Below are 23,111 nucleotides of genomic sequence, written 5' to 3'. Positions count from 1 at the left end.
TATCACGCTTTGTACACACAAGGCATCGCAACCCATCAGGCACAAAAGCACGAGTGGCTCACAAAGTGATGTGAGCCGTTATTCATCCCGTTTTATACTCTTTTTCGCACAGCAACTGGCTATTTATGCCTGACTCTCCTGACGGCATTGCTTGGGTGTTTTACCAAAGGCCAGACGGAATTTTTTGGCAAAATAGGCCGGGCAATTAAATCCCACTTCATAAGCAATATCAGTGATGGGTTGGCGAGTTTCGGTCAACAACACCGTTGACTGCTGCAGGCGGTATTGCAACACATACTGGTTAGGCGAGCATTTTAAGGTCTGCCGGAACAAGCGATAGCACTCGGTTTCACTGATGGAGGCAGCCTGACTGATCGCGGCAATGGATAATTTGTCCGCATAGTGCTGATGAATGAAATGCAGCGCCGTTTGTAAGCGACGCTCTTGTGTCGAAGACACCCGTCGCCTTGCCATAATCGTCGGCGCATGCACACAAAAGGTCTGCCAGAAAGCCAGCAAATGCTGATTCACCGCCAATTCATACCCGCTCGGTGCGACTCCCGCTGCAGAAGCAGGGGCATGCACTTGCTGACACACCGTAAACATCGCCTGCAAAGCCAAGATCGCCTGTTGTTGCCACGCGGTCTGCGGCGAGAACACATAACACAGCAATTCACTGTTATTGATCACCGGCGCGACGTACTGGGTGTAAATGCGGCTCAATGGCGTGCCGCCAATTAAACGCGGATCAAACACCACATTCAAAATGCGGCAGTCGGTATCGCCGACATTGCTCAGCTTGTGCAGCACACCTGCATTAATAAAAATGATCTGTCCGGGCTGAAGAATGTCACAGCTGCCCAAGCATTCCACCTGAGTACTGCCCTCCACCACCCAGACAATTTCAATTTCATCGTGCCAATGCCACGGCACTTCACCGGTCACAAATTCTGAGAACCGCTCGTCATAAAACGCAAACGGAAAGTCCTCCGAACCATGCGGGGTCAGCTCTTTGCCATCCGGGGCGGTTTGAATATGGTAAATCTGCATAATGGAAAATCCACAGCCGTCCAATTTGGTAGGATCGTTATAGTTTCCGGCAGTATACGCCTGTTTTCCCACATTGGCTGGGCGTATCGTTGCAATCCTTGTTCAAGCTCTCATTCTCACACTGACTATCTAGGAAAAGGCTTTCCATGCTCTTACTGCTTATCATTATTTACCTTGCTTTTATCAGCCTCGGGCTACCGGATGCGGTACTGGGTTCTGCCTGGCCCGTCATGCGCCATGACTTAAACGCCTCATTGGCCTTTGCGGGCGCGATTGCTCTGGTGGTCAGCGCCGGCACGGTGATTTCCAGCTTACTGTCGACCCAAATTATTCACCGCTTTGGCCCCGGCAAAGTCGTGGCGATCAGTGTACTGATGACCGCACTGGCCTTACTGGGTTTTACCTTTGCCACCGAGGCATGGATGATTGTGTTGCTGGCGATCCCGCTAGGGTTAGGTGCCGGCTCGGTTGATGCGGCGCTGAATAACTTTGTCGCACTGCATTACCAGTCTAAACACATGAACTATTTGCATTCGTTCTGGGGCGTGGGCGCAACAGCAGGGCCGCTGATCATGGCGATGTTCCTCAGCCAGCAGGCCGGTTGGCGTGATGGATATGCCAGCCTGTCTTACATCCAGTTTGCGTTGGTTGCCGTGTTGTTCTTGTCCCTGCCACTGTGGCAGCGCGTGAAACATACCGATCAGAGTGACGATAACGCAGACGCTTCACCAGTCAGCAACCGTCAGGCGCTGTCGATAAAAGGCGTGAAACTGCAGCTGCTGATGTTCTGTGCCTACTGCTCACTGGAAGCCGGTACGGGTTTGTGGGCGGCCAGTTACCTGACCGTTGAAAAAGGCATTGCCGCAACCGATGCCGCCTTCTGGACCGCGATGTACTTCCTGGGCATCACAGGTGGCCGTTTTATGTGTGGCTTTATTGCTGATCACTTCAAAGGGGAGACCTTGATCCGTGCAGGCTTGCTGACCATTTTAGTCGGCGTGATTGCCCTGTTGCTGCCACTGCCAGCGACCATGGCACAAGTGGGTTTGATCCTGATTGGTTTTGGTTGTGCGCCGATTTACCCGAATACCATTCACCTCACGCCACAGCGTTTTGGTAAGCAAGCGTCACAAGCGGTGATCGGTTTGTCGATGGCCTGTGCGTATGTCGGCACCACCTTGTTGCCACCATTGATGGGGGCCACCATGACGACCTTCTCGTTCGCCCTGTTCCCGCTGCTGTTACTGTCTTTCTGCATGATCATGCTGGTGACCACAGAACGACTGAATCGCGGTGCAAACCAAGAAGCTGCTTCGTTATCGACGGCCACTGAGCAGCTGTAAAACCGTCTACCACTAAAACCGTCTACCAGTAATGACATTAAGGAAGCGCGTCATCACAGATGAGCTTCCTATCATAAAGCGCCTTGTAATGACGCTCCTATAATGAAAAACGCCACTCTTTCACTTATTTATCCCGAGGCCATCATGACACACACTCACACCGGTGATGTTGTACTCACCACCGAGCAGATCCAGCAAGGCGTTCAGACTGTCGCCCAACAACTTAATACCGCCTACCAAGGCAAAGAGGTGGTGGTGATCACCGTGGTGCCGGGCGGGATCCTGTTCACCGCCGATCTGGTGCGCCAGCTCACCTTCCCCATCAGCATGGATACCCTGTCTTGCCCGCATACCCCCGGCGAGCGCAACAACTCATCTGACATTCTTTATCACCAACACACGGCCATTGCCGGAAAACACGTGATTGTGATTGATGATGCCATTGAATCGGGCGGCACCATGAAACGGCTGGTTGAACACTTACAAACGGGCTTTGATATTGCGTCACTGGCTGTTGCGACCTTGTTCGTCAAACCCGGCCGCGTCAGCATTCCAATCCCACAGTATTACGCCTATGAAATGGACAGTGATGATTTATTGGTGGGCTATGGCCTGCCGTGGCACGACCAATCGCGTAATTTGCCATTCATCGCAAAAGTCATCAAATAAATACACCACAAAACAATATAAATAAGATTTGCATCGAAAATATAAGGGGAGAAGTGCCCCTTATATTTGTTCCTTTTCTATATACTTTTCATCTCTTTTTTCTATCACTTTTCTTCTTTGTCCCCTTGCTTTTCACGCCTCTTTTTATTCCGCTTTAACCCTCATTTTTACGCCAATGCTGCATACCGCACACGATATTATTACTGACAAAGAAAACACTATTATCGTCTCTGTTCTTTCCCTTATCAGACGCACACTATTATTTTCATGCTGTCACTAAGCAACATGTCAGTCACATTAATTTTTGAGAAGTAGACTCTAAAAAATCAGGCAACCCGTTAAATGATACAGTTTTGTCAGATAAACTGACGGCTTAAATCATGACCTTCCAAGATGGAAAATAAGAATATGGATGTTTTTTTCTCCGCCCTGTTGTCTTATCCCGTTGCCGTGTTTTTTATTCCATTTTGTATTTTTGCCATCCTGATGGTGGTTGATTTACTGTTAAATATCTCAGAAGCCGGTGCCGATGGCGATATCGATGGCTCCTGGGCCACCACACTGTTTCTTCCCCCGGTCATCGCGCAGATCCCTCTGCCGATCACGCTGTGTATCAGCACCTTTGTCGCTACCATTATCACCTACTACCTCGACCGTGTGCTGTTGAGTCACTTTGACGGCCTTATTCTCACCGTGATCACCGGGGTAGCTTTGCTCATTATTCTTTATGTGGCGCTGTTTGTGTCAGCACAATTGCTGCGCCCGCTCGCGCCGCTGTTATGTAAAGAAAACAGTTTTGCAGTCGTGACCTTTGAAGGAAAACGCGCATTTGTACGCAGTGCCAGTGTCACCCACGAACACGGCGAAGCCATTATTACTGACGCGGGCAATGAGCTACAGATAGATATTTACAACAATATCAATGAAGACATTCACTACGGTGATGAAGTGCTTATTTTGTCGAAGAATGAAGATACCGGACGTTACCTGGTTTCAAAGATCACAGACTAATTCTCATTCGTTTATTTTTCCCAACCGCAATACCTTGAATTTATTTACTACATACCATCCAAACTGAAGGAGTCGTTAATGGAAATGGAAATTTCCCCCAGCATTTTTTTCATATTAATCGGTGTAGGGCTATTTGTTGTCATCTTGCTCTTTTTAACCTCGCGTTACCGTAAAGTACGTAATGAAGGTGAAGCCCTGATTATTAACGGCGTCGATCGCACACGTGCATCGCTTACCGGTGCCTTTGTTTGGCCGATCATCAATCGTGCTGAATATATGGATATTACCCGTAAGAAGATTTCAGTGATTCGAAGTGGTCGTAAAGATCAGGAAGGGGAAGAATACGAAGGTCTGCACTGTAAAGACAATATCCGCGCTGACCTGAAAGTCGACTTCTACATCGGTGTTAACCATGAAGAAGATGACATTGTTCGCGTGGCCAAGCTGATCACCGCCAATGGGGCATCGAACCTGGATCGCCTGCAGGAACACTTCCAGCCGAAGTTTTCTGAAGCCCTGAAAACCGCTGTGAAGCAATTTGATTTTGAAGAACTGCTGACCAACCGTCGCACCTTCCGTGATGCGGTGGTTAATGTGATTGGCAGTGAAATGGACGGCTTCAAAATCTACGACGTGGTGATCGACAAGGTCGACCAAACCGCACTGGATGCGCACGATCCCAACAACATTCTGGACGTAGAGGGTATCCGTAAGATTTCCTCTATCACGTCAGTGAAAAACACCGAAACCAACGCCATTCGCCAGGATGAGCGTACCTCTATCCGTAAGAAAGACGTGGAAGCGGAAGCCAACCGTCTGCAATTGGATAAGCAGGAACAAGAAAGCATCGCCCGCACCAAGCGTGAAGTCGAGATCATTCAGGCGCAAGAGCATGCGTTAGCGGAAGAAAAGCGTCAGGAATTCGAGCGTGCAGAACGCCTTGCCCAGCTGGAAACCGAAGAAGCGGTCTCGAAACGCAAAGAAAGTGTCGATATGGAAGTGGAAATGACCCGTATCGCCAACCAGCGTCAAATCGCGATTCAGCAAGAAGAGCTGACCCGTGCGGTAGAAACCGAGAAAGTCCGCACCGCCTCTGAAGTAGCACAAAAAGAGATGGAAAAAGAGACCACCGTGGAAGAAGCCATGAAGTCAGTGGCGGAAACCAAGTCTCAGCGTGTGGAAATCGAACGTAAGATCGCTCGCGAAGAAGAAGAAACCGAAAACCTACGCGCGACAGAGCAAGTCAACCGTCGTAAGAAGGTACGCTTGGTGGAAGCCGAAGCCGAAGCGGAATCTCAGCAGCTTGAAATGCTGGTTATCGCCAAAGCCGAGAAGGAAGCGGCGAAAGAGAAAGCTGAGCGCATGCTGATTGAAAACGAAACGCAGCAGAAGATCCGTACCCGTGATGCGGAAAATGCGCTGGCAGTGAAGACACGTCAAGCAGAAGCCGATTACATCGTGAAATCGAAAGAAGCGGAAGCGGTATTCGTCGCCAACGAAAAAGCGGCCGAAGCGGAATACATCCGTCAGGAACGCGAAGCCGCAGCGAAAGAGCGTATGGCACTGGCTGAGAAAGAACACATCAGTGCAACAGGTATGGCGGAAGTGGCAGTGGAACGTGAGCGCGCCATTGCTATCCGTGAAACCGGTGAAGCACAAGCGTACACCCTACAATCAACCGGTGAAGCCGAAGCCGAAGCACTGCGTGCGAAAGGCCTGGCAGAAGCAGAAGCACAAACCGCTCGCTTTGAAGCCGCGAAACAGTACGACGATCAAACCCGTGAACACGACAAGTGGGTTATGCAGCTACAACAGCAGAAAGAGCTGGAAATGGCACGCATCACGGCTCAGCAAGAAATGTCGAAAGAAAGCGCCAAAGCACTGGCCAATGCCCTGTCTACCGCTGACATTAAACTGTTCGGTGGAGAAGGCATGGAGCAGCTACGCCGTACGGTGATTGAATCTGCCGCGATGGACAGCCGCTTCAAAGAGTCTGAAGTCTTGTCGCCACTGGTAAAAGATTACATCAGCGGTGAGCGCAGCCTGCCACAAGATCTGAAAGACATCTTAGAGAAAACCGATGTGAACAGTGGGGATATCAGCAACATCGCCATTGCCAACATGCTGAACAGCCAAAGTGGGAGCGAACTGCTTGCGTCATTGAAGAAAAACTTGTCGCGCGGTAACGGCTCTTCACTGGACAACTGAACAAGCCAGTAACCCTTCACATTACTACCCCGCACACCCTCACTTAGAGGGTGTGCTTCTCTAAGGATATGAGACAGTGACTGACACGACGCAGAATGCGATTGATGATGCCGTGAGCGAAGGAGGGGCTTACGAAGTACTCAAAGCCCGCCTTTCCCAACAAGGTGAAACCCTCAAAGATCTTTCTCAACAATTTAATCTCAAGCGCCAGCAAACCTTTGGTGGCAGCGAATTTTCCCTGATCGGCAAAGCGAACGTCCAAACCGACGCACGCTGTATTCCGGTCGACATGGCGCAGGTCAACGGCCAAATCCTGTTTGGTTATCACGTTTATGTGGGGCTCAAAGCCAGCCCGGCACTGAGTGATGTGTTTGGCGTGTACACCCTCAATGAAGCAGACGGGACGTACCGCCTTGATCCGGTCTCGCTGGACGCGTGTTTCCTGAATGATCCTCAGTTCATTCATGAATTCACCGAGCTTTTTACCTATTACAAAGACGCGCGCCTTTCTCAGATCTCCCGTCAGGACGGGATTTTATATATCGCGTTCCAAATGGGGATGCGCTCTGAAGACCGAAAAGTGTTCCGCTTTGAGATCACGACCAAGCAAGTCCGTTATCTCGACAGCCTTGGCCATGTCTCCCTGAACGATGCGCCACAGCATGATTTTGACTGGATCCCAACCGGTCGTAATGACCACATCAATGGCGAACACCCGCATGTGTCCATCGCCGATAAACTGTTCGTGGAATGTGTAGGCGGCGATCTCACCATCAAGATCGAAAACAATACCGAAGAAGGCCAAGGGATCTACCGGGAACCGGTTGAAGATGCCTACCAAAGCGTGGCCGATGCGGAAATCAGCTATGCCTTTGTCGGTGATCTTATCGTTCTGAAAGTGTTACCCAACCGCGAAAAGCACACCCGCTATTTCATCTATAACCCGATCAACCAGCAGGTGATCCGCACCGATGCCATCAGCATCAGCGCCAAAGCCCTGCCGGAAGGCCACGGCCTACTCTATTCGCGAGGTTATGTCTTATCCGGCGGTGAACACAAACACTTTGATGGCGAGTGGGAAAATCTGCGCTTCTTCCAAAAAGTGGCCTCCCCGAACGGGGAAGACGTGCTGTACTACTTTTTCAACGTCGAAAAAGGGTATTACGTCATTTATGTCTACAACCTGATTGAAAAGAACTTCTCATCCCCTATGCACAGCCACGGGTGCAGCCTGTACCCGGACGGACGAATGCTGATGTTCCGCGTATCGGAAAACGCCGAAGCCTCCACCATTCACCCGCTGCGCATTTGGAACACACCGTTCATGATGCCGGAGCAGTATGCCCTGCATAATCAGGTGCCCAAAGACGGGGTCGATCCGTTTCTTGCTAACCTCGGCAACAGCGAACTGGTGCGCGCCCTCTCCGCTTTGCTGACCATTTGTCAGCTGGCGCAAAGTGACGAAGTCAGCCAGAACGCCTTCGAAACCCTGCTCAAAACCTGTCAGACCACACTGGATCACTACGACTGGCTAGAAAACAAAGCCGCACTGGGCCTCAATACGGCGGTGGCGGCGGTGATGGGCACCGCTGATTCCATCATTGATGAATTCGCCAAAGTCCGTCAGTTACAGCAACACGCCGAATCTGCGCTAGCCAAAGAAACCCAAGTCGTCGACAACCTGATCGGCCGCCTGAAACTGGCCCCGCGTGACGAAGCCAATGTGCTGCTGGGCCTGCTGGCCGAGGTCAAGGCCGAAGTGGGTAACGTCATGGCGCTGCGCCAGTACCGCTACATGCCGGATGCGCCAGTTGAAGCCATGCTGGATAACCTGGCCGAGCAACGTCAGGCCATGAACCTGATTTTGCTGGAATTGCTGCAAAGCGAAAAAGCCTACCGCCCATACAAGCAGGCGATCAGCGAGATTGAAGACAAGCTACAGACGGTCGATAAAACCGCCGATCTCAACACGCTGCAAACGCAAACCGAGCAAGTACGCGCAGAGCTCGCACTGGTGACCGAAGAAGTGGCGGAAATCGAGACGGATGATCCGACCCAGGCCACCCGTATTCTCGACCTGACCACCGAAGTCTCTTCCCTGCTCAATGCCACTTCAGCCCGACTGCGCCAGAAACATCAGGCCCTGCGCGGGAACGAAGCCAAGGCCGAGTTCAGCTCTCAGTTCAAACTGTTGGCACAAGCGGTCAACAGCGCGATGGAGCAAGCGCAAACGCCGGAGCAGTGTGATGAGCAACTGGCCAAACTGGTTGGCCTGCTGGAAAAACTCGAATCCCGCTTTGCCGATTTCGATGAATTCTTGGCCGAGATTTACACCAAGCGGGATGAAATTCAGTCCACGCTGGAAGGCCATAAACAACAGTTGATCACCGCCCAGCAACGCCGGGTGCAAAACCTCAATCAGGCTGCCACGGTAACGTTCAACAGCATTGAAAAACGCGTAACACGCTTTGATGATATGGCTGGCCTCAACAGCTTCTTTGCCACCGACAACATGGTGCTGAAGCTGCGCCAATTGGCAGAAACCATGCGCTCATTGGGCGACAGTGTGAAAGCCGATGCGGTAGACAGTAAACTCAAAGCGGTACAAGATCAGTCCCTGCGTGCATTGCGTGATAATCAGGATATCTTTGAGCAAGGCGGCAATGTACTGCGCCTTGGCAAACACCGCTTCAGTGTGAACAAACAGGCGCTCGATCTCACCATGGTCACCCATGACGATGCGCTGTCGCTGCATATCTCCGGTACCGAGTTTTATCAGCAGGTTGAATCAGCCGAGTTCCTGGCCCTGCAAGACATGGCCGCGCTGGATGTGGCCTCGGAAAGCCCGACCGTCTACCGCGCAGAATACCTCGCGTATGCCCTGCTGGATGCGGCCCAGCGCCGGGTTGATGGCTATTCCGTCGCCGAGCTGCAAACCGCCCGCAAAGAAAACCGCCTACTGGCCGTGATTCAGGCCTTTGCCGCGCCTCGCTACCGTGAAGGCTATGTCAAAGGCGTGCACGATCACGATGCCGAGAAGATCCTCGCCGCTCTGCTGCCCTGTTATGAACAAGCCGGTTTACTGCGCTTTGGTCAGGCGGAACGCGCCTCGGTGCTGTTGTGGCTTGCCGCGCTGGGCTACAAGGACTACTTGGTGTGGTGTCAGCAAGCCCGCAATGCGGTACTGATGCAGCAACATTTAGGCTCAAACACCGCCTTTGATCACGTCAAAACCACCCTGCTTGCACACATTACGCCACAAGCTAATGCGATCCCAGAGCAATGCGCAGAATACGCCATCGCTATTTTGTCCGATGAAGGGGCGGCGTCTATTCTGCCGGTCGACATCAGCCGTGATGCGTTAGAGCTGAGCGAAACTTACCTGTCATTCCGTCGCAGCTTAGGCTGGAGCAACCCCACTCAACCGGCCCACGAGGCCTTTGCCGATCACCAACAATGGCTGTTTGCTTATGCGGCGCATCAAGCGGCAGAAAAAGGCGATCACACCGCCCAAGCCTTCATTACCGAAGCCGCCGTGCTGGCCACCTTGCAGTCTGACACCCAAGATTCAGAAGAGGAAGTGGCACAACTGAGCGTTAAAGCGGTGGAATTTTCACTGATGACGACCGTGAAAGGCTTACTGGGTGAACATGCGCGATTAGATAACGGTACGCTCACCGTGGTGCTGGATGAATTCCTGCAGCGCTGTGCCCACCACCAGCATCACACACTTCCTCAGTATGATGCCTATCTGGAACAGCGGGCGGCCCTGCTGAGCGACGCCAAAACACAGCTGCGCCTAAATGAATTTTTGCCGCGCCCGCTGACCTCGTTTGTGCGTAACAAACTGATCAGCGACAGCTACCTGCCTTTGATTGGTGACAACCTTGCCAAGCAGATGGGCACCGTCGGCGAAAACAAACGCACCGACTTGATGGGCATGCTGCTACTGATCTCACCACCGGGTTACGGTAAAACCACCCTGATCGAATACGTTGCCCACAAGTTAGGGCTGGTATTCATGAAGATCAATGGCCCGTCATTGGGGCATCAGGTGACCTCGCTTGACCCGCGTGATGCGCCGGATCAAAATGCGGCCCGTGAAGTGGAAAAAATCAACCTCGCGTTTGAAATGGGTAATAACGTCCTACTGTATCTTGATGATATTCAGCACACTCACCCAGAGTTTTTGCAGAAGTTTATCTCGCTGTGTGACGGCACCCGTCGCGTAGAAGGGACATGGCGTGGGCAAACCAAAACCTACGACATGCGCGGCAAGAAATTTGGCGTGGTGATGGCCGGTAACCCGTATACCGAATCCGGTGATGTGTTCAAGATCCCGGACATGCTGGCGAACCGTGCGGACATTTATAACCTCGGTGACATGTTGTCAGATCAGAAGAACGCCTTTGAACTGTCGTTCATTGAAAACTCACTGACCGCCAACCCGGTACTGGCGCCGCTGGCGACCCGCGATTTGAACGATCTCTACCGCCTGATCGATATGGCGCAAGGGGAAAACGTGGCACTCAATAGCCTGAGCCATCCGTATTCTGCTACCGAAGCCAACGACATTGTCGCCACCCTGCAACGCATGCTGATCGTGCAGCAGACGGTACTGAAGGTGAACCAGCAGTACATCGCATCTGCCGCGACAGCCGATGCATACCGCGTGGAGCCGCCGTTCAAGCTGCAAGGCTCTTACCGTAACATGAACAAACTGGCCGAGAAGATCTCGTCGGTGATGACCGATGAGGAGCTGCAAACCCTGTTGCAGGATCACTACCAGGGGGAAGCACAGACCCTGACCAACGGCACCGAAGAGAACTTGTTGAAGCTGGCTGAACTGCGTGGCGAAATGACCGCTGAGCAACGTGAGCGCTGGCAGCAAATCAAGAACGAATACAGCCGCCAGCAACAAACCGGGGATGACAGCGATCGCGCCGGCCAAATGGTGCAGCAGATGGTCACCCTGAACCAAAACCTCACCCAAGTCGCCAATACATTACTTAGCAACCACACGTCACGCGATCATGCTAACGCCACAAGGAAGGGCCATCATGAATAAATTCACGCTCGAGAAAACACTGGCAGCCAGTTTCGAGGATCACAAACTCGACAACAACGAACGCCGTGAACTGGCGGCACAGTTAGACGCCGCGAAGGTCCAGGCCGATGATCTCGCCTTCTTGCGTAATCGCGCGTTTGGGTATGTGCAACAGCATATTCGTGACGGCGGCGAGCCGCTGGTTGTGCTGAAATGGCTGGAGCATGTGGTGAAGCAGTTTGATAACGCCCGCCCGCAACCGACCGGCTTGCTGGCGGAATCTTGGTTCTCACCGGGGAATGACTGTTTTGACGGGATTTGCCACCAGCTGCAACATGCCGCTGCCACCGTCGATATCTGCGTGTTCACCATTGCCGATGACAACCTGACCAAGGTGATTCTGGATACCCACAATCGGGGCGTGAAAGTGCGCATCATCACCGATAACGACAAGGTGAACGATCGGGGCAGTGACATTGATTTTCTGGTTCGCCAAGGCATTCCGGTCAAAGTGGATCAAACCGATTATCACATGCACCACAAGTTTGCGATTTTCGATCAAGCCCGCTTGATCAACGGCAGTTTTAACTGGACGCGCAGTGCCTCCCGATACAACGAGGAAGATCTGACCTTAACCGATGATAAACGCCATATCGATGCATTTTGCACCCACTTTGAGGGGTTATGGCGTCGATTCCCGGATTATCACGGATAACGCGCCACAAAAATAACACCCAACGCAAACAGGGAAGCCACTCGCTTCCCTGTTTTTTTATTTGCTGGATATTTATACGCTGAGCTTTCGTGCGTTAAGGCTTTATCTGCAAAACTAGAAATACACCTTCATCACATCCGGTGTGATCTCACGCTCTTCCTGAATCACTTGCAGCCACGCTTCCGCCAGTTCTGCCAGTAAACGGTAGGTATCGGTTTGGGCATGAGTCTGCACCAAGGTCAGGTAGCGATAGGCCCAAGGCAACAAATGGGTTTGCAACAAGGCATCCAATGCCGCTGCTCGCTGGGCTTCCGTCGTTTCCGATGCGGCTTCAGTGCTCTCGACCTCATTGCTCTCCGCTTCGTCGTCTTGTGAAGCATCAGCCCCTTCAATCAACTGAGCCATCGCCAGCAACATCAGGCCAAACTGATCTTCCGGCTCACGCATGCCGGTATCCAGCGCCATATCCTGCGCGGTAAGAAAATGGCGAAACGCCACCGTCGACTCACCAAAAATCACCTGCTCTTTATCCAGATACACCGAGCCCCAAGGTGGCGCCGGCATCACTTCGCAGCCTTCAAACAACTGCTGAAAATCTTCCGCCAGTGCCTCTGGTGTTTCTTTATCCATCGCTACCAGCACGTCATGGAACGGACTGGCCTGCTCGGCATCATGGTCACGCAATGCCGCGCACAATTGGCGGTTATTCTCGTGGGTCACCGGAAAGTAAAAAAGGCTGCCCAACACTTTAGCGAAAGTGGCAATGTGCTCCATGTCTGCTTGTCTCCGAACATTCAAAATTGACTGATAAGGCTTTCAGTATGATAGCGCTAACTTAGCGAATCTCTGACACGAAAATATTGTCTCAGGACAACAAAACCGATGTTATGACAAGAAATGAAAACCATTATCAAATATAAAACAATCACATAGCAGTATCACACAAATAGATTCAGTGATCTTATTCACAATAATTAACAATGCGTAATATGCATATTAGTTTTCCAAAAGGTTTATTGACAAATGACAAAGTTAACCCCGTTCTCATGGTGAAAATGGTGTGTCAGAGAACGCCGCCAATCGAGCGGCCTGCCACCAACAAGAGAATGTCGTGTCATGAAATCACAACTAAAAAAGCTGCTGACACCCAAATTCACCCGCCGGGACTTTATTAAGTCCAGTTCTGTGCTGGGTGGAGTGGCTGCAGTGGCAGGTAGCATCAGCCTACCGTTTAAATCCAGCCCCGTTCAGGCGGCCACACCGGCTAACGCCAAAGACGAAAAAGTCGTCTGGAGTGCGTGTACGGTTAACTGTGGTAGCCGTTGTCCGCTGCGTATGCATGTGGTCGATGGCGAAATCAAGTGGGTAGAAACCGACAACACCGGTGACGACACCTATGGTCAACACCAGGTGCGTGCATGTCTGCGTGGCCGCTCTATGCGTCGTCGCGTGTACAACCCTGACCGCTTGAAATACCCGATGAAGCGTGTCGGCAAGCGTGGTGAAGGCAAATTCAAACGCATCAGCTGGGATGAAGCCTACAACGAGATTGCCAACAACCTGACCCGCATTCGTAAAGAATACGGCAGCGAAGCGGTGTACCTGAACTACGGCACCGGTACGCTGGGCGGCACTGTAACCAAATCCTGGCCTCCGGGCAGCACCCTGATCGCCCGTCTGATGAACCTGACCGGCGGTTACCTGAACCACTACGGTGACTATTCAACGGCGCAAATCGCGGCGGGTCTGAACTACACCTACGGCGGTTGGGCCAACAACAACAGTTTCTCTGATCTGGAAAACACCAAGCTGATCGTACAGTTCGGTAATAACCCGGCAGAAACCCGCATGTCAGGCGGCGGCCTGATCCATCACCTGATGGAAAGCAAAGCGCGCTCCAATGCCAAGATGATCATGATTGACCCGCGTTACAACGACACCGCTGGCGGTCGTGAAGATCAGTGGGTACCAATTCGTCCGGGGACAGATACGGCACTGGTTGCGGCTATCGCACATGTACTGATCACCGAAAACATGGTCGATCAGGCTTTCCTGGATACTTACTGTGTCGGTTACGACGAGAAAACCCTGCCGGCTTCTGCGCCTGCCAACTCTGATTACAAATCCTACATTTTAGGACGCGGTGAAGACGGCATCGAAAAAACACCGGCCTGGGCCTCACCGATCACCGGTATTCCGGTCGACATCATCGTTAAGCTGGCGCGTGAAATCGGCCAGGCTAAACCGTGTGCCATTTTCCAGGGCTGGGGCTTGCAGCGTACCGCGAACGGTGAAATCGCGTCACGTGCCATTGCGATGCTGGCATTGCTGACCGGTAACGTGGGCATCAACGGTGGCGGCACCGGCGCACGTGAATCGGACTACAACATTCCGTTTGTCCGCTTCCCGATGCCTGAAAACCCAGTGAAAACCGCGATTTCGATGTTCCTGTGGACCGATGCGATTGTGCGCGGCCCGGAAATGACCGCGACCCGCGACGGTGTGCGTGGCAAAGACAAGCTGGATGTGCCCATCAAGTTCATCTGGAACTACGCGGGTAACTGTCTGATCAACCAGCACTCAGACATCAACCGTACCCACGACATCCTGCAGGATGACTCGGCGTGTGAAATGATTGTGGTGATCGACAACCACATGACCTCTTCGGCCAAATACGCCGATATCGTACTGCCAGATTTAACCACCTCTGAGCAGGCGGACTTCTGTATGGATACCAAAGCGGCCAACATGCCGTACTTCATTTTTGCGGACAAAGCGATTGAACCGCAATTTGAAGCGCGCGGTATCTACGAGATCTGTACCGAGCTGGCGAAGCGTCTGGGCGTGGAAGAAGCGTTTACTGAAGGCCGCGATCAGGAAGGCTGGCTGCGTCACCTGTACAAGCTGACCCGTGATAACGATCCGAGCCTGCCTGACTACGAGACCGTGCGTAAACTGGGCATCGTGAAACGTAACGATCCAAACGGCCATTACGTGGCTTACAAGGCGTTCCGTGACGATCCGCAAGCGAACCCACTGAGCACCCCATCGGGCAAGATTGAGATTTACTCTGAGCGCTTAGAGACCATCGCACAGGAATGGGAACTGCCGGAAGGCGATGTGATCCACCCGCTGCCGGTGCATGTCTCGACCGCCGAAGGCTGGGATGACCCAATGCGCAGCAAATACCCGTTGCAGCTGACCGGCTTCCACTACAAAGCCCGCTGTCACTCAACCTACGGCAACGTCGACATCATCAAAGAAGCGGCGCGTCAGGAAATGTGGATCAACCCGCTGGATGCCGAAGAACGCGGGATCAAAAACGGCGATCTGATCCGCATCTTCAATGACCGTGGTGAAGTGCACATCGATGCCAAAGTGACCCCTCGCATGATGCCGGGTGTGGTGGCGCTGGGTGAAGGTGCGTGGTATGCCCCGGATGGTCAGAAGATCGACCACGGTGGCTGTATCAACGTACTGACGACTCAGCGTCCAAGCCCGCTGGCAAAAGGCAACCCGCAACACACCAACCTGGTGGACGTGCAACTGGTGAACAAGGCATAAGGTGTAAACCATGAAACAATACGGTTTTTATATCGACTCAAGTAAGTGCACCGGCTGTAAAACCTGCCAGCTGTCGTGCAAAGACAACAAAGATCTGAACGTGGGTGTGAACTACCGCCGTGTGTATGAATACACCGGGGGGAATTGGATCAAAGAAGGCGCGACATTCCGTCAGGACGTGTTCTCTTACTACCTGTCTATCGCCTGTAACCACTGTGATGAACCGGCCTGTGCCAAGGTATGTCCGTCAGGCGCGATGCACAAACGTGAAGACGGCTTTGTGGTCGTGAACGAAGATGTGTGTATCGGCTGTAAGTACTGCTCCATGGCCTGCCCTTACGGCGCGCCACAGTACAACGAAGAAAAAGGTCACATGACCAAGTGTGACGGCTGTTATGAGCGTGTGGCAGAAGGGCTGGAGCCGATCTGTGTCGGTTCATGTCCGCTCCGTGCACTGGAATTCGGTCCGATTGCCGAACTGCGTGAAAAATACGGCACCAATGCCGATGTCGCGCCGTTGCCGTCATCGCTGAAAACCAAACCGAACATCGTTATCAAACCGAACCGCCATGCCCGCCCAACCGGTGATCAAAGCGGCTTCTTGGCAAACCCGAAGGAGGTATAACATGGCATGGCATGAGTGGCCGTTGATTCTGTTCACGGTATTGGCACAAACCGCTGTCGGCGCGTTTTTACTACTGGGCGCTGTTATTCTGGGCGGCAAACTGTGCGTGGGGGTGTCTCACCGTCTGCACAAAGGCATGTTCTTCGTTTGGGTACTGATGGGACTGGGCTTTACCGCATCCACCATGCACCTGGGCAGCCCGTTCCGTGCGTTGAATGCACTGAATCAGGTGGGCAGTTCTTGGTTGTCGAATGAAATCTTCACCGGCAGCCTGTTCTTCGCACTGGGCGGCGGTTACTGGCTGCTGGAGATGCTGGACAAAGGCGCGGAAAGCCTGCGTAAAGTCTTGCTGATGGCAGCGATGGCCGTGGGTGTGGCGTTCATGTACTCGATGATCAAAGTGTACCTGATTGACACCGTCCCGACGTGGAACACCGCCTACACGCCACTGGCGTTTATGATGACCACGGTAATTTCAGGGCTGATTTTGGGTCACCTGCTATTAACGGCGGCAAAACACAAAATCGAGGCGTTGGATACCGCACTGCCAATCATCGGCGCTATCGCTGTCGCGGTGAGCCTGACCGCACTGGTCAGCCAAATGATCAGCCTGGATGCGATTCACACCTCGGTGGCGAGCGCAGCCGAACTGATCCCGAACATGGCGCAGCTGCAAATCATCCGTGTTGGCCTGCTACTGGCAGCTTTGGCGGTGTGGTTTATCCCTCGTCTGATGAACAGCCGTCCGGGTGTACCGGTGATGGGCCTGAGCTTTGCGCTGGTGCTGATGTCTGAATTGGTCGGTCGCGGGGTGTTCTACGGCCTGCACATGACGACAGGCATCTGAAGCTAGAAACTAGAATCAAGCATAAAAAACGCCCCAAGGTCATACCTTCGGGGCGTTTTCTTTTATCTGGCACCACACCAAGCACGGATCATGCTTACCCGCACAGACGGCGTATGCGCCAAACCAGAATCCGCATTAAAAACGATGATAGAGCTTGATCCAACGTGCCACTTGCTCGCTCTTTCTCATGTGATCTTGCACCATCGCTGTTTGCGCCGCGTTAGCATTTTTAATGGTGCCCGACCACATCATTCGTGCGGTACCAATCATCACCCACTTGTCTATATCCGGGAAATAACACTCATAATACCCATGGCTACCTTCACGGTATTGTACGCCCGTGCCTTTCACCACTTCTTCTAACGTACGGATCAGCAATCGCTTTCCGCTGTATTTGGTGCTGAACAATTGCAGGTGAGCGGGATCCTTTTTCCCCGGTGGGTGCGGATACAGGAAAATAGGCTCAACCCGATTACGGATATGCCAAATTTTTGCAGGTAACCCGGCGTATTCCGGCATTTTACCCATCTGCTCTAAGCGGTAATCAGAAAAATAGGCCTTACCATTGCGATCGCCCCATTCCAACACCCCTAAGTCGGCAGCCAGGCCATAGTTATGGACCGATTCACCCGGGCCATTGGTGCTCACTTCCCGGTATTGTTGCTGAAAAGTCCGGTATCCCGCGCCAATGCCCGGCAACACCCCCATCGCAATCCCGTGGTAGTGCATGTAAGTGATCACATTCATCAAACGCACATGTAATTCTGTTCGAACAAATCGCGGAATGGTGGCCAGACATTCTGCCAATGTGGTCACAGGACGGGTCAGTTGATAGTCGGAATCGTGGAAGGTAAAAGTGTGGATTTTTTTCGGTAAACCAACAAGGCCGTTCAGTTCTCGGTGGGTGGGACCATTGACCGAGATCAGGCCATCGGGATGCTTCAGGCCAACCACTTCTTTTTGATACAGCTTAATCGCTTCCAGCGTTTTCGAACGGTGGATGTTAGAACCAAATGTGCCGTCTTCTGCCAGTCGCTGTAACGGGCTGAGGTATAACAGATGATTATTCAGGGCTTTTTGCACCGTACGAATATCATTCGGGAGATTTCGGCCACGCAAACCCACGGAGCCAGACAGCTTAAATCGCATCGGAGAATCAGGCATATACTCAATCGCTTTGATAAAAATAAGCTCGAGTATATTTTTTTCACTCACCCATTACCGCCAGCCGTCAAAAGCACAACATGGGATTTCGACGCTATTCAAACTCCCGACTTAACAGAATGCAAAGAGTGAAAAAATCTTAAATCCATTTCGCGAATCAACCACCTATTCGCTTTTCTCTCTACCCACCAACAAAAAACGCCGCTGATCACTCAGCGGCGTTTCTCGTGTTCCAGTATTTCCGTGTTCCGTCATTCAACCTTGCAAGATTTTGTCGGCTTAGCGCATACGCACTCGCTGACACACATACATTGCAGATTGATGGACAATCGACAGATATACGCCGATAATCCGCTTGTGGCTTGATCAAAATCAATCCCCTCGCGATGAGCATGATCTTTCGTGCTAAAAATGTGACCTGCGGCATGCTTTTATCGCATATTTTCCCGGCATGACAGCGAAAGATCGGGTCTTTTCTGTCTTGCTGCATGCGGATAAAAATATTTTTCTGGTATGATGACGGCAACAGCGACTTGATAGGTAGCGGCCAGATCATCCGCCACCTCTAAGGACAGCATTCGGCAAAAAAACGGCATGACGCCCGAGAGATCCTTCAATCACAATGAAAATCAATAAACAAAGCTTAGAAGAACAAGCCACCGACTACCTACGCCAGCAAATTGTGAATGGCGACATGGCACAAGGCGAGAAAATTGTCGAAAGCACACTGGCCAAAGATCTCGAACTGTCCCGCAGCACGGTGCGCATGGCGTTAAACTCATTGGCCCATGAAGGGCTGATTGTACAAAAACCGTATGTCGGCTGGCAGGTGATCACCCTTGAAGACGATGACTTGTGGGAGCTTTACCACCTGCGTGTGGCCTTAGAAAGCCAGGCCGCCGCGATGGCCGCCGAGAAAGCGTCGGATCAAGACAAAGAAGATCTACGCCAGCTGTATCAGGAATACTGTGCGCTGTGTGCGTCGACCCCGACAGACAGCCAGGCGATCAGTGAAGCGGACTTTAATCTGCACAAGAAGATCGTTGAAGTCAGTAACAGCAAGCGCATGGAAAAGATCTACAGCCAGATCGCGAACCAGCTGCAAAGTTACCTGAGCATGACACACCAAGATTACGACTTGGCACAAAGTGGTCTGAGCCATGAGGCGATGATCGATGCCATTTGCAGCGGCGATACCGATCGTGCGTGGCAAGAAGCCAAAGCCAATATTACGCCGTTTACTCAAATGGGCAGCGCGCTGAAAAACGCGTAACAGACCTATTTTAATCCGCGTAAAACGGAAAAATTAAGCCAGTGCACGGTATTCCGTGGTGCTGGCTTTTTCGTTTTGAATCAGCCTTACTCCGTTAACGGCGGGGTTGGGCGCATATCGCTGGGCACATCCCGCACATGAATATCCATCTGCGGGAAGGCGATCTCGATACCGTGTTCCCGAAAAAGCGCATCAATATGCTTGTTGATCAGATGGATGGTTGATAAGCGGTAATCAATCGCGGTGATATAGACCCGCATTTCAAAATCCAGACTGCTGCCCCCAAACGCCAGAAAGAACACGGTCGGTGACGGCTCTTTCAACACCAACGGGTGCTCATTGGCGACCTGATACAGCAGTGCTTCCACCTTATCGACATCGGATCCATAGGCCACTCCTATGGGGATCACGATACGGGTGATCGGATCGGTCAGTGACCAGTTGATCAATTTCTCGGTTAAAAAGGCCTTATTGGGCACCACGATTTCTTTGTTGTCCCAATCAATAATGGTGGTGGCGCGGGTTTTAATTTTGCTCACCGTGCCGGACAAGTCGTTAATCGTCACGATGTCGCCAATCCGGATCGGCCGCTCAAACAAGATGATCAACCCTGAGATAAAGTTGGCAAAAATTTCCTGCAACCCAAAGCCCAACCCGACCCCGAAGGCCGCCACCAGCCATTGTAATTTTGACCATTGCACCCCCACAATGGAGCAGGCACTGAGCACCCCGACCATTACCAGCAAATAGCGGATCAGCGTGGTGATCGCATAACCGGTTCCGGGGGCCAGTTCTAATCGGCGCAGTACCAATAACTCCAACAAACCCGGTAAGTTGCGCACCGCAATCACGGTGACCATCACCACAATCAAGGCATAAACCACCGACTGCAAGGTGACATCCACCACCACAATGCCGCCATCTCCCATTTCGCTGACTTGCCACAACACCACCCGCTCTAACCAACGGGCCATTTCTAACGCGCTGGACCACAAGGTGAGCATGGCGATCACAAAGCCAATCACACAAAGGCCACGCAGTAACGTGAGTGACTGCTCACTGATCTGCTCGACATCCAAACCGCTCTCTTCCACCTCGGGCAGCTCTTCGCGCAATTCAGCCAATTCCGGATCCTGCTCGGCCTGCTCACGCTGCTGGGCAATCAATTCTTCCCGCTTGGCTAACAAACGCTGGTAGTTGAGTTGTCGGTGTTCCAACTTGAACCACCGCTCACCCAACTGGTAAGCCAGTAACGCCCCCAGCATGATAAACAGACTCGCTTGCTGATACGTCAGTAAGATCCAAGCGGCCAGGTAATACCCCATGGCGGCAATCACAATCATGGCCAGCAAGGAGCCCACCAAGAGCAACTGGATCCCCCACAATGCCCAACGGTGATTAAAAGGCGGTGGCATGACGGCCGGCAAGCGTTTGTGTCGCAGCAGCAACCCGTAGATGTACAACATCCCCGTCACTAACAATAAAAACAGCAAGCGAGAGAACTCAGGCGCACTCTGACCGGACAACAACTCAGCAGCAAAAATAAACCACAGCAACATCACAAACACCCAGCGTAAGTGACGTATAGATCGGTGCAGATAAGTGGTAATGGGTGTCGGCCAGTTCAAATGAAGGTTCAGTACGCCATCACGCCGTGTCAGCTGATAAATCAGCTCCAACACAAATAATCCAAAGGCACTGGCCAGCACCAAGGTAGAGAGATCGCTGGCAATGGATTCAGGCCACCACCAATGCAGTCCTAAAGTGATAAGCATAAACCAAGCGGGCAGAATCAATGCCTGCACCATAGAGAGCACCACTAAGCGGATGGTGTAACCAAAACGATCTTTGAGCGGATGCCCCAGTACCTTTTTTGTGGCTTCATTGTGTATCCGTTTCTTCTTCGCCAGCATCACATACAACAGCCACGATCCCAGACTGTAGAGCAGTACCGCCCCCACGCCCACAAACCGCTGTGCTTCAGGAACCGCTGAAAAAGCCGCCTTTAAGCGATCACCGACCGCCGTCCAATCTGTCGCCTGCCACACCGCATAACTGCGCCATAACGGCGGGTTACTGCGGATCCACAACTGTTGTTCACGCAAGAAAGCGCGCTCTTTGTCGATTTCCCCCTGATACAGGGTTTTCACAACCTGCAGACGCCCCAATTCGACGATCAGCTTGTCGTATTCTTCCCCCAAGCGCACTAACAACTGCCCGCGAAACGTGTGCACGTGGTAACGGGCATTCAACTGCGGATCAGCCGCCAACGCCGCTTCGGTCGGTACTGGAGAGGTCGCTTGTTCTGTCGCGATACGGGTCCGCATCTGACTGATTTCGTAAATACGAATATGACTTTGGGCAATGGCATCCGGCACATTGGTATCGCCAATACGCTGAGGCAGACGTTGCAGCTGGGCACGCAGTGATGCTCCGAAAGCCGTACTTTGGCGTAGCCAGGCGAGGTTATCTTTGATCAGCCGCTGCTCATCGGAGAGTAACTGGCGCTCCATCTCAAACTGCTGACTTTTACGGCGCGTCTTTTCAATGTCCACCAGCACGTGTTCAAGCTCTTTGGCCAGCTTCTGACTCGAGGCAATATCCTTGCCGGTGTCTGCATCCATATCACTCCCCGTCTCAGTCCCCTCACTGCCCTCACCGCTAGCATCACCACTACCATCCCCGCCATACAGGCTCTCCAACTCTGTCGCCTGTTCAATCAAAGCTCTGGCCGAATCTTGCTCTACCTGCGCTAAGCGGTTTTGCAACGTAATGCGGATCGGTGAGGCCAGCTGAATGCGGGTCGAGAGCAGCTGTTGTTCGAGTTTCAACACCGCTTCCCGTGCATCTAAACTTTGCTGTTTTAAGGTCAATAACCCCTTTTCAAGCATCAGGTGCTGTCGATTAGCTAACGCCAACCACTGTGGCAGCGCGTTTTTGTCACCATTGTTGCTCAGCACCACATCATCGATTTGGCTGTTTAACGCGGCGATTTCTTTAGGCAAAGTGAGGCGGGAAGCCTCGAGCTGCTTAAGACTGTCGGCATTGGTTTTCACCGTGGCACGCCAATCACTGACCGCTGCCCGCAAACCGGCCAATCGGCGTGAAAGGTCGTCATAACCACGAAGGGAGGTGATATTGAACAAGTCTAGCGAGCGCACTTGCTGTATCTGCGTATTCAACGCCTCTTGCCGTTGGGGGTATTGGCGGATCTCGGCTTTGAGCTGGGCTTGCTCATCGGTCAGGGTCTGGATGGTTTTCAGCTGCTGAGAAAGGGCTTGGTATTTGCCGATCAAATCCGTATCCGGCGGGTCATCTGCCGACAAACGGCTAATTTCAGCATCCACATAACGGCTGTCAGGCAACTCTGCCGCCAGCACAAAGGGCGAAGTGGCAACTGACAATGCGAAGAAAGTCAGGCTTGTGATAAGCAGCAGAAGAGCACGAAAAAAGGATAACTCTGCCTTGTGACACAGCGATAGTGCACATTTACTGACTGCCATGCCGCCATGCGTATGCACAACGCATGCGGTATCTCGCCTCCCTGCCTGCATGATTCCTCTCCCTGTCAGCATTCACTCTCAAGTGTAGTCGC

The 23,111-nt window shown here is 52.3% G+C and carries 14 protein-coding genes; 10 read left to right on the top strand and 4 right to left on the bottom strand.

Annotation, left to right across the window (positions count from 1 at the left end; translation table 11 throughout):
• Window positions 1-123: 123 nt before the first annotated feature.
• Complete coding sequence (locus ABT58_RS03940; protein WP_047873056.1) at window positions 124-1,050, bottom strand: AraC family transcriptional regulator; 927 nt, start codon at window positions 1,048-1,050, stop codon at window positions 124-126.
• A 146-nt stretch (window positions 1,051-1,196) separates the two neighbouring features.
• On the opposite strand from ABT58_RS03940, the gene ABT58_RS03935 reads away from it, so the two are divergent.
• The 6 genes from ABT58_RS03935 to ABT58_RS03910 all read left to right on the top strand — a co-directional run bounded on the left by ABT58_RS03935 (window position 1,197) and on the right by ABT58_RS03910 (window position 12,043).
• Window positions 1,197-2,393, top strand: a complete 1,197-nt coding sequence (locus ABT58_RS03935) for an MFS transporter (RefSeq protein WP_047873055.1) — start codon at window positions 1,197-1,199, stop codon at window positions 2,391-2,393.
• Between the two features lie 144 nt (window positions 2,394-2,537).
• Complete coding sequence (locus ABT58_RS03930) at window positions 2,538-3,062, top strand: phosphoribosyltransferase (RefSeq protein ID WP_047873088.1); 525 nt, start codon at window positions 2,538-2,540, stop codon at window positions 3,060-3,062.
• 408 nt (window positions 3,063-3,470) lie between these two features.
• Window positions 3,471-4,073 carry a hypothetical protein gene (locus ABT58_RS03925; RefSeq protein ID WP_047873054.1) on the top strand — a complete coding sequence of 201 codons (603 nt, stop codon included), beginning with the start codon at window positions 3,471-3,473 and terminating at the stop codon, window positions 4,071-4,073.
• 78 nt (window positions 4,074-4,151) lie between these two features.
• On the top strand, window positions 4,152-6,281 hold the full coding sequence (locus ABT58_RS03920) for a peptidase (RefSeq protein WP_229821756.1): 2,130 nt from the start codon (window positions 4,152-4,154) through the stop codon (window positions 6,279-6,281).
• A gap of 76 nt (window positions 6,282-6,357) precedes the next feature.
• Window positions 6,358-11,349, top strand: coding sequence for a DNA repair ATPase (locus ABT58_RS03915; RefSeq protein ID WP_082210940.1), 4,992 nt, complete (start codon window positions 6,358-6,360; stop codon window positions 11,347-11,349).
• The gene (locus tag ABT58_RS03910; protein WP_047873053.1) at window positions 11,342-12,043 is read left to right on the top strand and encodes a phospholipase D-like domain-containing protein; all 702 of its coding nucleotides are present in this window, start codon (window positions 11,342-11,344) and stop codon (window positions 12,041-12,043) included. Before ABT58_RS03915 ends, ABT58_RS03910 begins: the two co-directional genes overlap by 8 nt.
• 114 nt (window positions 12,044-12,157) lie before the next feature.
• On the opposite strand, the gene ABT58_RS03905 is transcribed toward ABT58_RS03910, so the two are convergent.
• Window positions 12,158-12,817: a molecular chaperone TorD family protein gene (locus tag ABT58_RS03905; protein ID WP_047873052.1), complete on the bottom strand. Its 660-nt coding sequence runs from the start codon at window positions 12,815-12,817 to the stop codon at window positions 12,158-12,160.
• A gap of 342 nt (window positions 12,818-13,159) precedes the next feature.
• Between ABT58_RS03905 and ABT58_RS03900 the strand changes: the two genes are divergently transcribed.
• The 3 genes from ABT58_RS03900 to ABT58_RS03890 are packed head-to-tail and all read left to right on the top strand — an operon-like array spanning window position 13,160 to window position 17,079.
• Window positions 13,160-15,607 (top strand): DmsA/YnfE/YnfF family dimethyl sulfoxide reductase, encoded by a 2,448-nt coding sequence (locus ABT58_RS03900; RefSeq protein ID WP_047873051.1) that lies wholly within the window; start codon window positions 13,160-13,162, stop codon window positions 15,605-15,607.
• Window positions 15,608-15,617: 10 nt separating this feature from the next.
• Complete coding sequence (locus ABT58_RS03895; RefSeq protein WP_047873050.1) at window positions 15,618-16,232, top strand: DMSO/selenate family reductase complex B subunit; 615 nt, start codon at window positions 15,618-15,620, stop codon at window positions 16,230-16,232.
• A gap of 1 nt (window position 16,233) precedes the next feature.
• Window positions 16,234-17,079: a DmsC/YnfH family molybdoenzyme membrane anchor subunit gene (locus ABT58_RS03890; RefSeq protein WP_047873049.1), complete on the top strand. Its 846-nt coding sequence runs from the start codon at window positions 16,234-16,236 to the stop codon at window positions 17,077-17,079.
• 135 nt (window positions 17,080-17,214) lie between these two features.
• Here ABT58_RS03890 and ABT58_RS23375 read toward each other — a convergent pair whose 3' ends face one another.
• Complete coding sequence (locus ABT58_RS23375; RefSeq protein ID WP_053062951.1) at window positions 17,215-18,243, bottom strand: M15 family metallopeptidase domain-containing protein; 1,029 nt, start codon at window positions 18,241-18,243, stop codon at window positions 17,215-17,217.
• Between the two features lie 622 nt (window positions 18,244-18,865).
• On the opposite strand from ABT58_RS23375, the gene ABT58_RS03880 reads away from it, so the two are divergent.
• A complete protein-coding gene (locus ABT58_RS03880) occupies window positions 18,866-19,516 on the top strand; it encodes a GntR family transcriptional regulator (RefSeq protein WP_047873048.1) in 651 nt (216 codons plus the stop codon).
• Between the two features lie 86 nt (window positions 19,517-19,602).
• On the opposite strand, the gene ABT58_RS03875 is transcribed toward ABT58_RS03880, so the two are convergent.
• Complete coding sequence (locus tag ABT58_RS03875) at window positions 19,603-23,019, bottom strand: mechanosensitive ion channel domain-containing protein (protein WP_082210944.1); 3,417 nt, start codon at window positions 23,017-23,019, stop codon at window positions 19,603-19,605.
• Between the last annotated feature and the right edge of the window lie 92 nt (window positions 23,020-23,111).

The organism is Photobacterium aphoticum (assembly GCF_001029435.1).
Lineage (GTDB): Bacteria > Pseudomonadota > Gammaproteobacteria > Enterobacterales > Vibrionaceae > Photobacterium > Photobacterium aphoticum.
This window is presented reverse-complemented; position numbering and strand designations above follow the sequence as displayed.

Coding starts and splice junctions, on each gene's coding strand:
- ABT58_RS03940 (WP_047873056.1), bottom strand. CDS start 1,050: ATGCAGATTTACCATATTCAAACCGCCCCGGATGGCAAAGAGCTGACC.
- ABT58_RS03935 (WP_047873055.1), top strand. CDS start 1,197: ATGCTCTTACTGCTTATCATTATTTACCTTGCTTTTATCAGCCTCGGG.
- ABT58_RS03930 (WP_047873088.1), top strand. CDS start 2,538: ATGACACACACTCACACCGGTGATGTTGTACTCACCACCGAGCAGATC.
- ABT58_RS03925 (WP_047873054.1), top strand. CDS start 3,471: ATGGATGTTTTTTTCTCCGCCCTGTTGTCTTATCCCGTTGCCGTGTTT.
- ABT58_RS03920 (WP_229821756.1), top strand. CDS start 4,152: ATGGAAATGGAAATTTCCCCCAGCATTTTTTTCATATTAATCGGTGTA.
- ABT58_RS03910 (WP_047873053.1), top strand. CDS start 11,342: ATGAATAAATTCACGCTCGAGAAAACACTGGCAGCCAGTTTCGAGGAT.
- ABT58_RS03905 (WP_047873052.1), bottom strand. CDS start 12,817: ATGGAGCACATTGCCACTTTCGCTAAAGTGTTGGGCAGCCTTTTTTAC.
- ABT58_RS03900 (WP_047873051.1), top strand. CDS start 13,160: ATGAAATCACAACTAAAAAAGCTGCTGACACCCAAATTCACCCGCCGG.
- ABT58_RS03895 (WP_047873050.1), top strand. CDS start 15,618: ATGAAACAATACGGTTTTTATATCGACTCAAGTAAGTGCACCGGCTGT.
- ABT58_RS03890 (WP_047873049.1), top strand. CDS start 16,234: ATGGCATGGCATGAGTGGCCGTTGATTCTGTTCACGGTATTGGCACAA.
- ABT58_RS23375 (WP_053062951.1), bottom strand. CDS start 18,243: ATGCCTGATTCTCCGATGCGATTTAAGCTGTCTGGCTCCGTGGGTTTG.
- ABT58_RS03880 (WP_047873048.1), top strand. CDS start 18,866: ATGAAAATCAATAAACAAAGCTTAGAAGAACAAGCCACCGACTACCTA.
- ABT58_RS03875 (WP_082210944.1), bottom strand. CDS start 23,019: ATGGCAGTCAGTAAATGTGCACTATCGCTGTGTCACAAGGCAGAGTTA.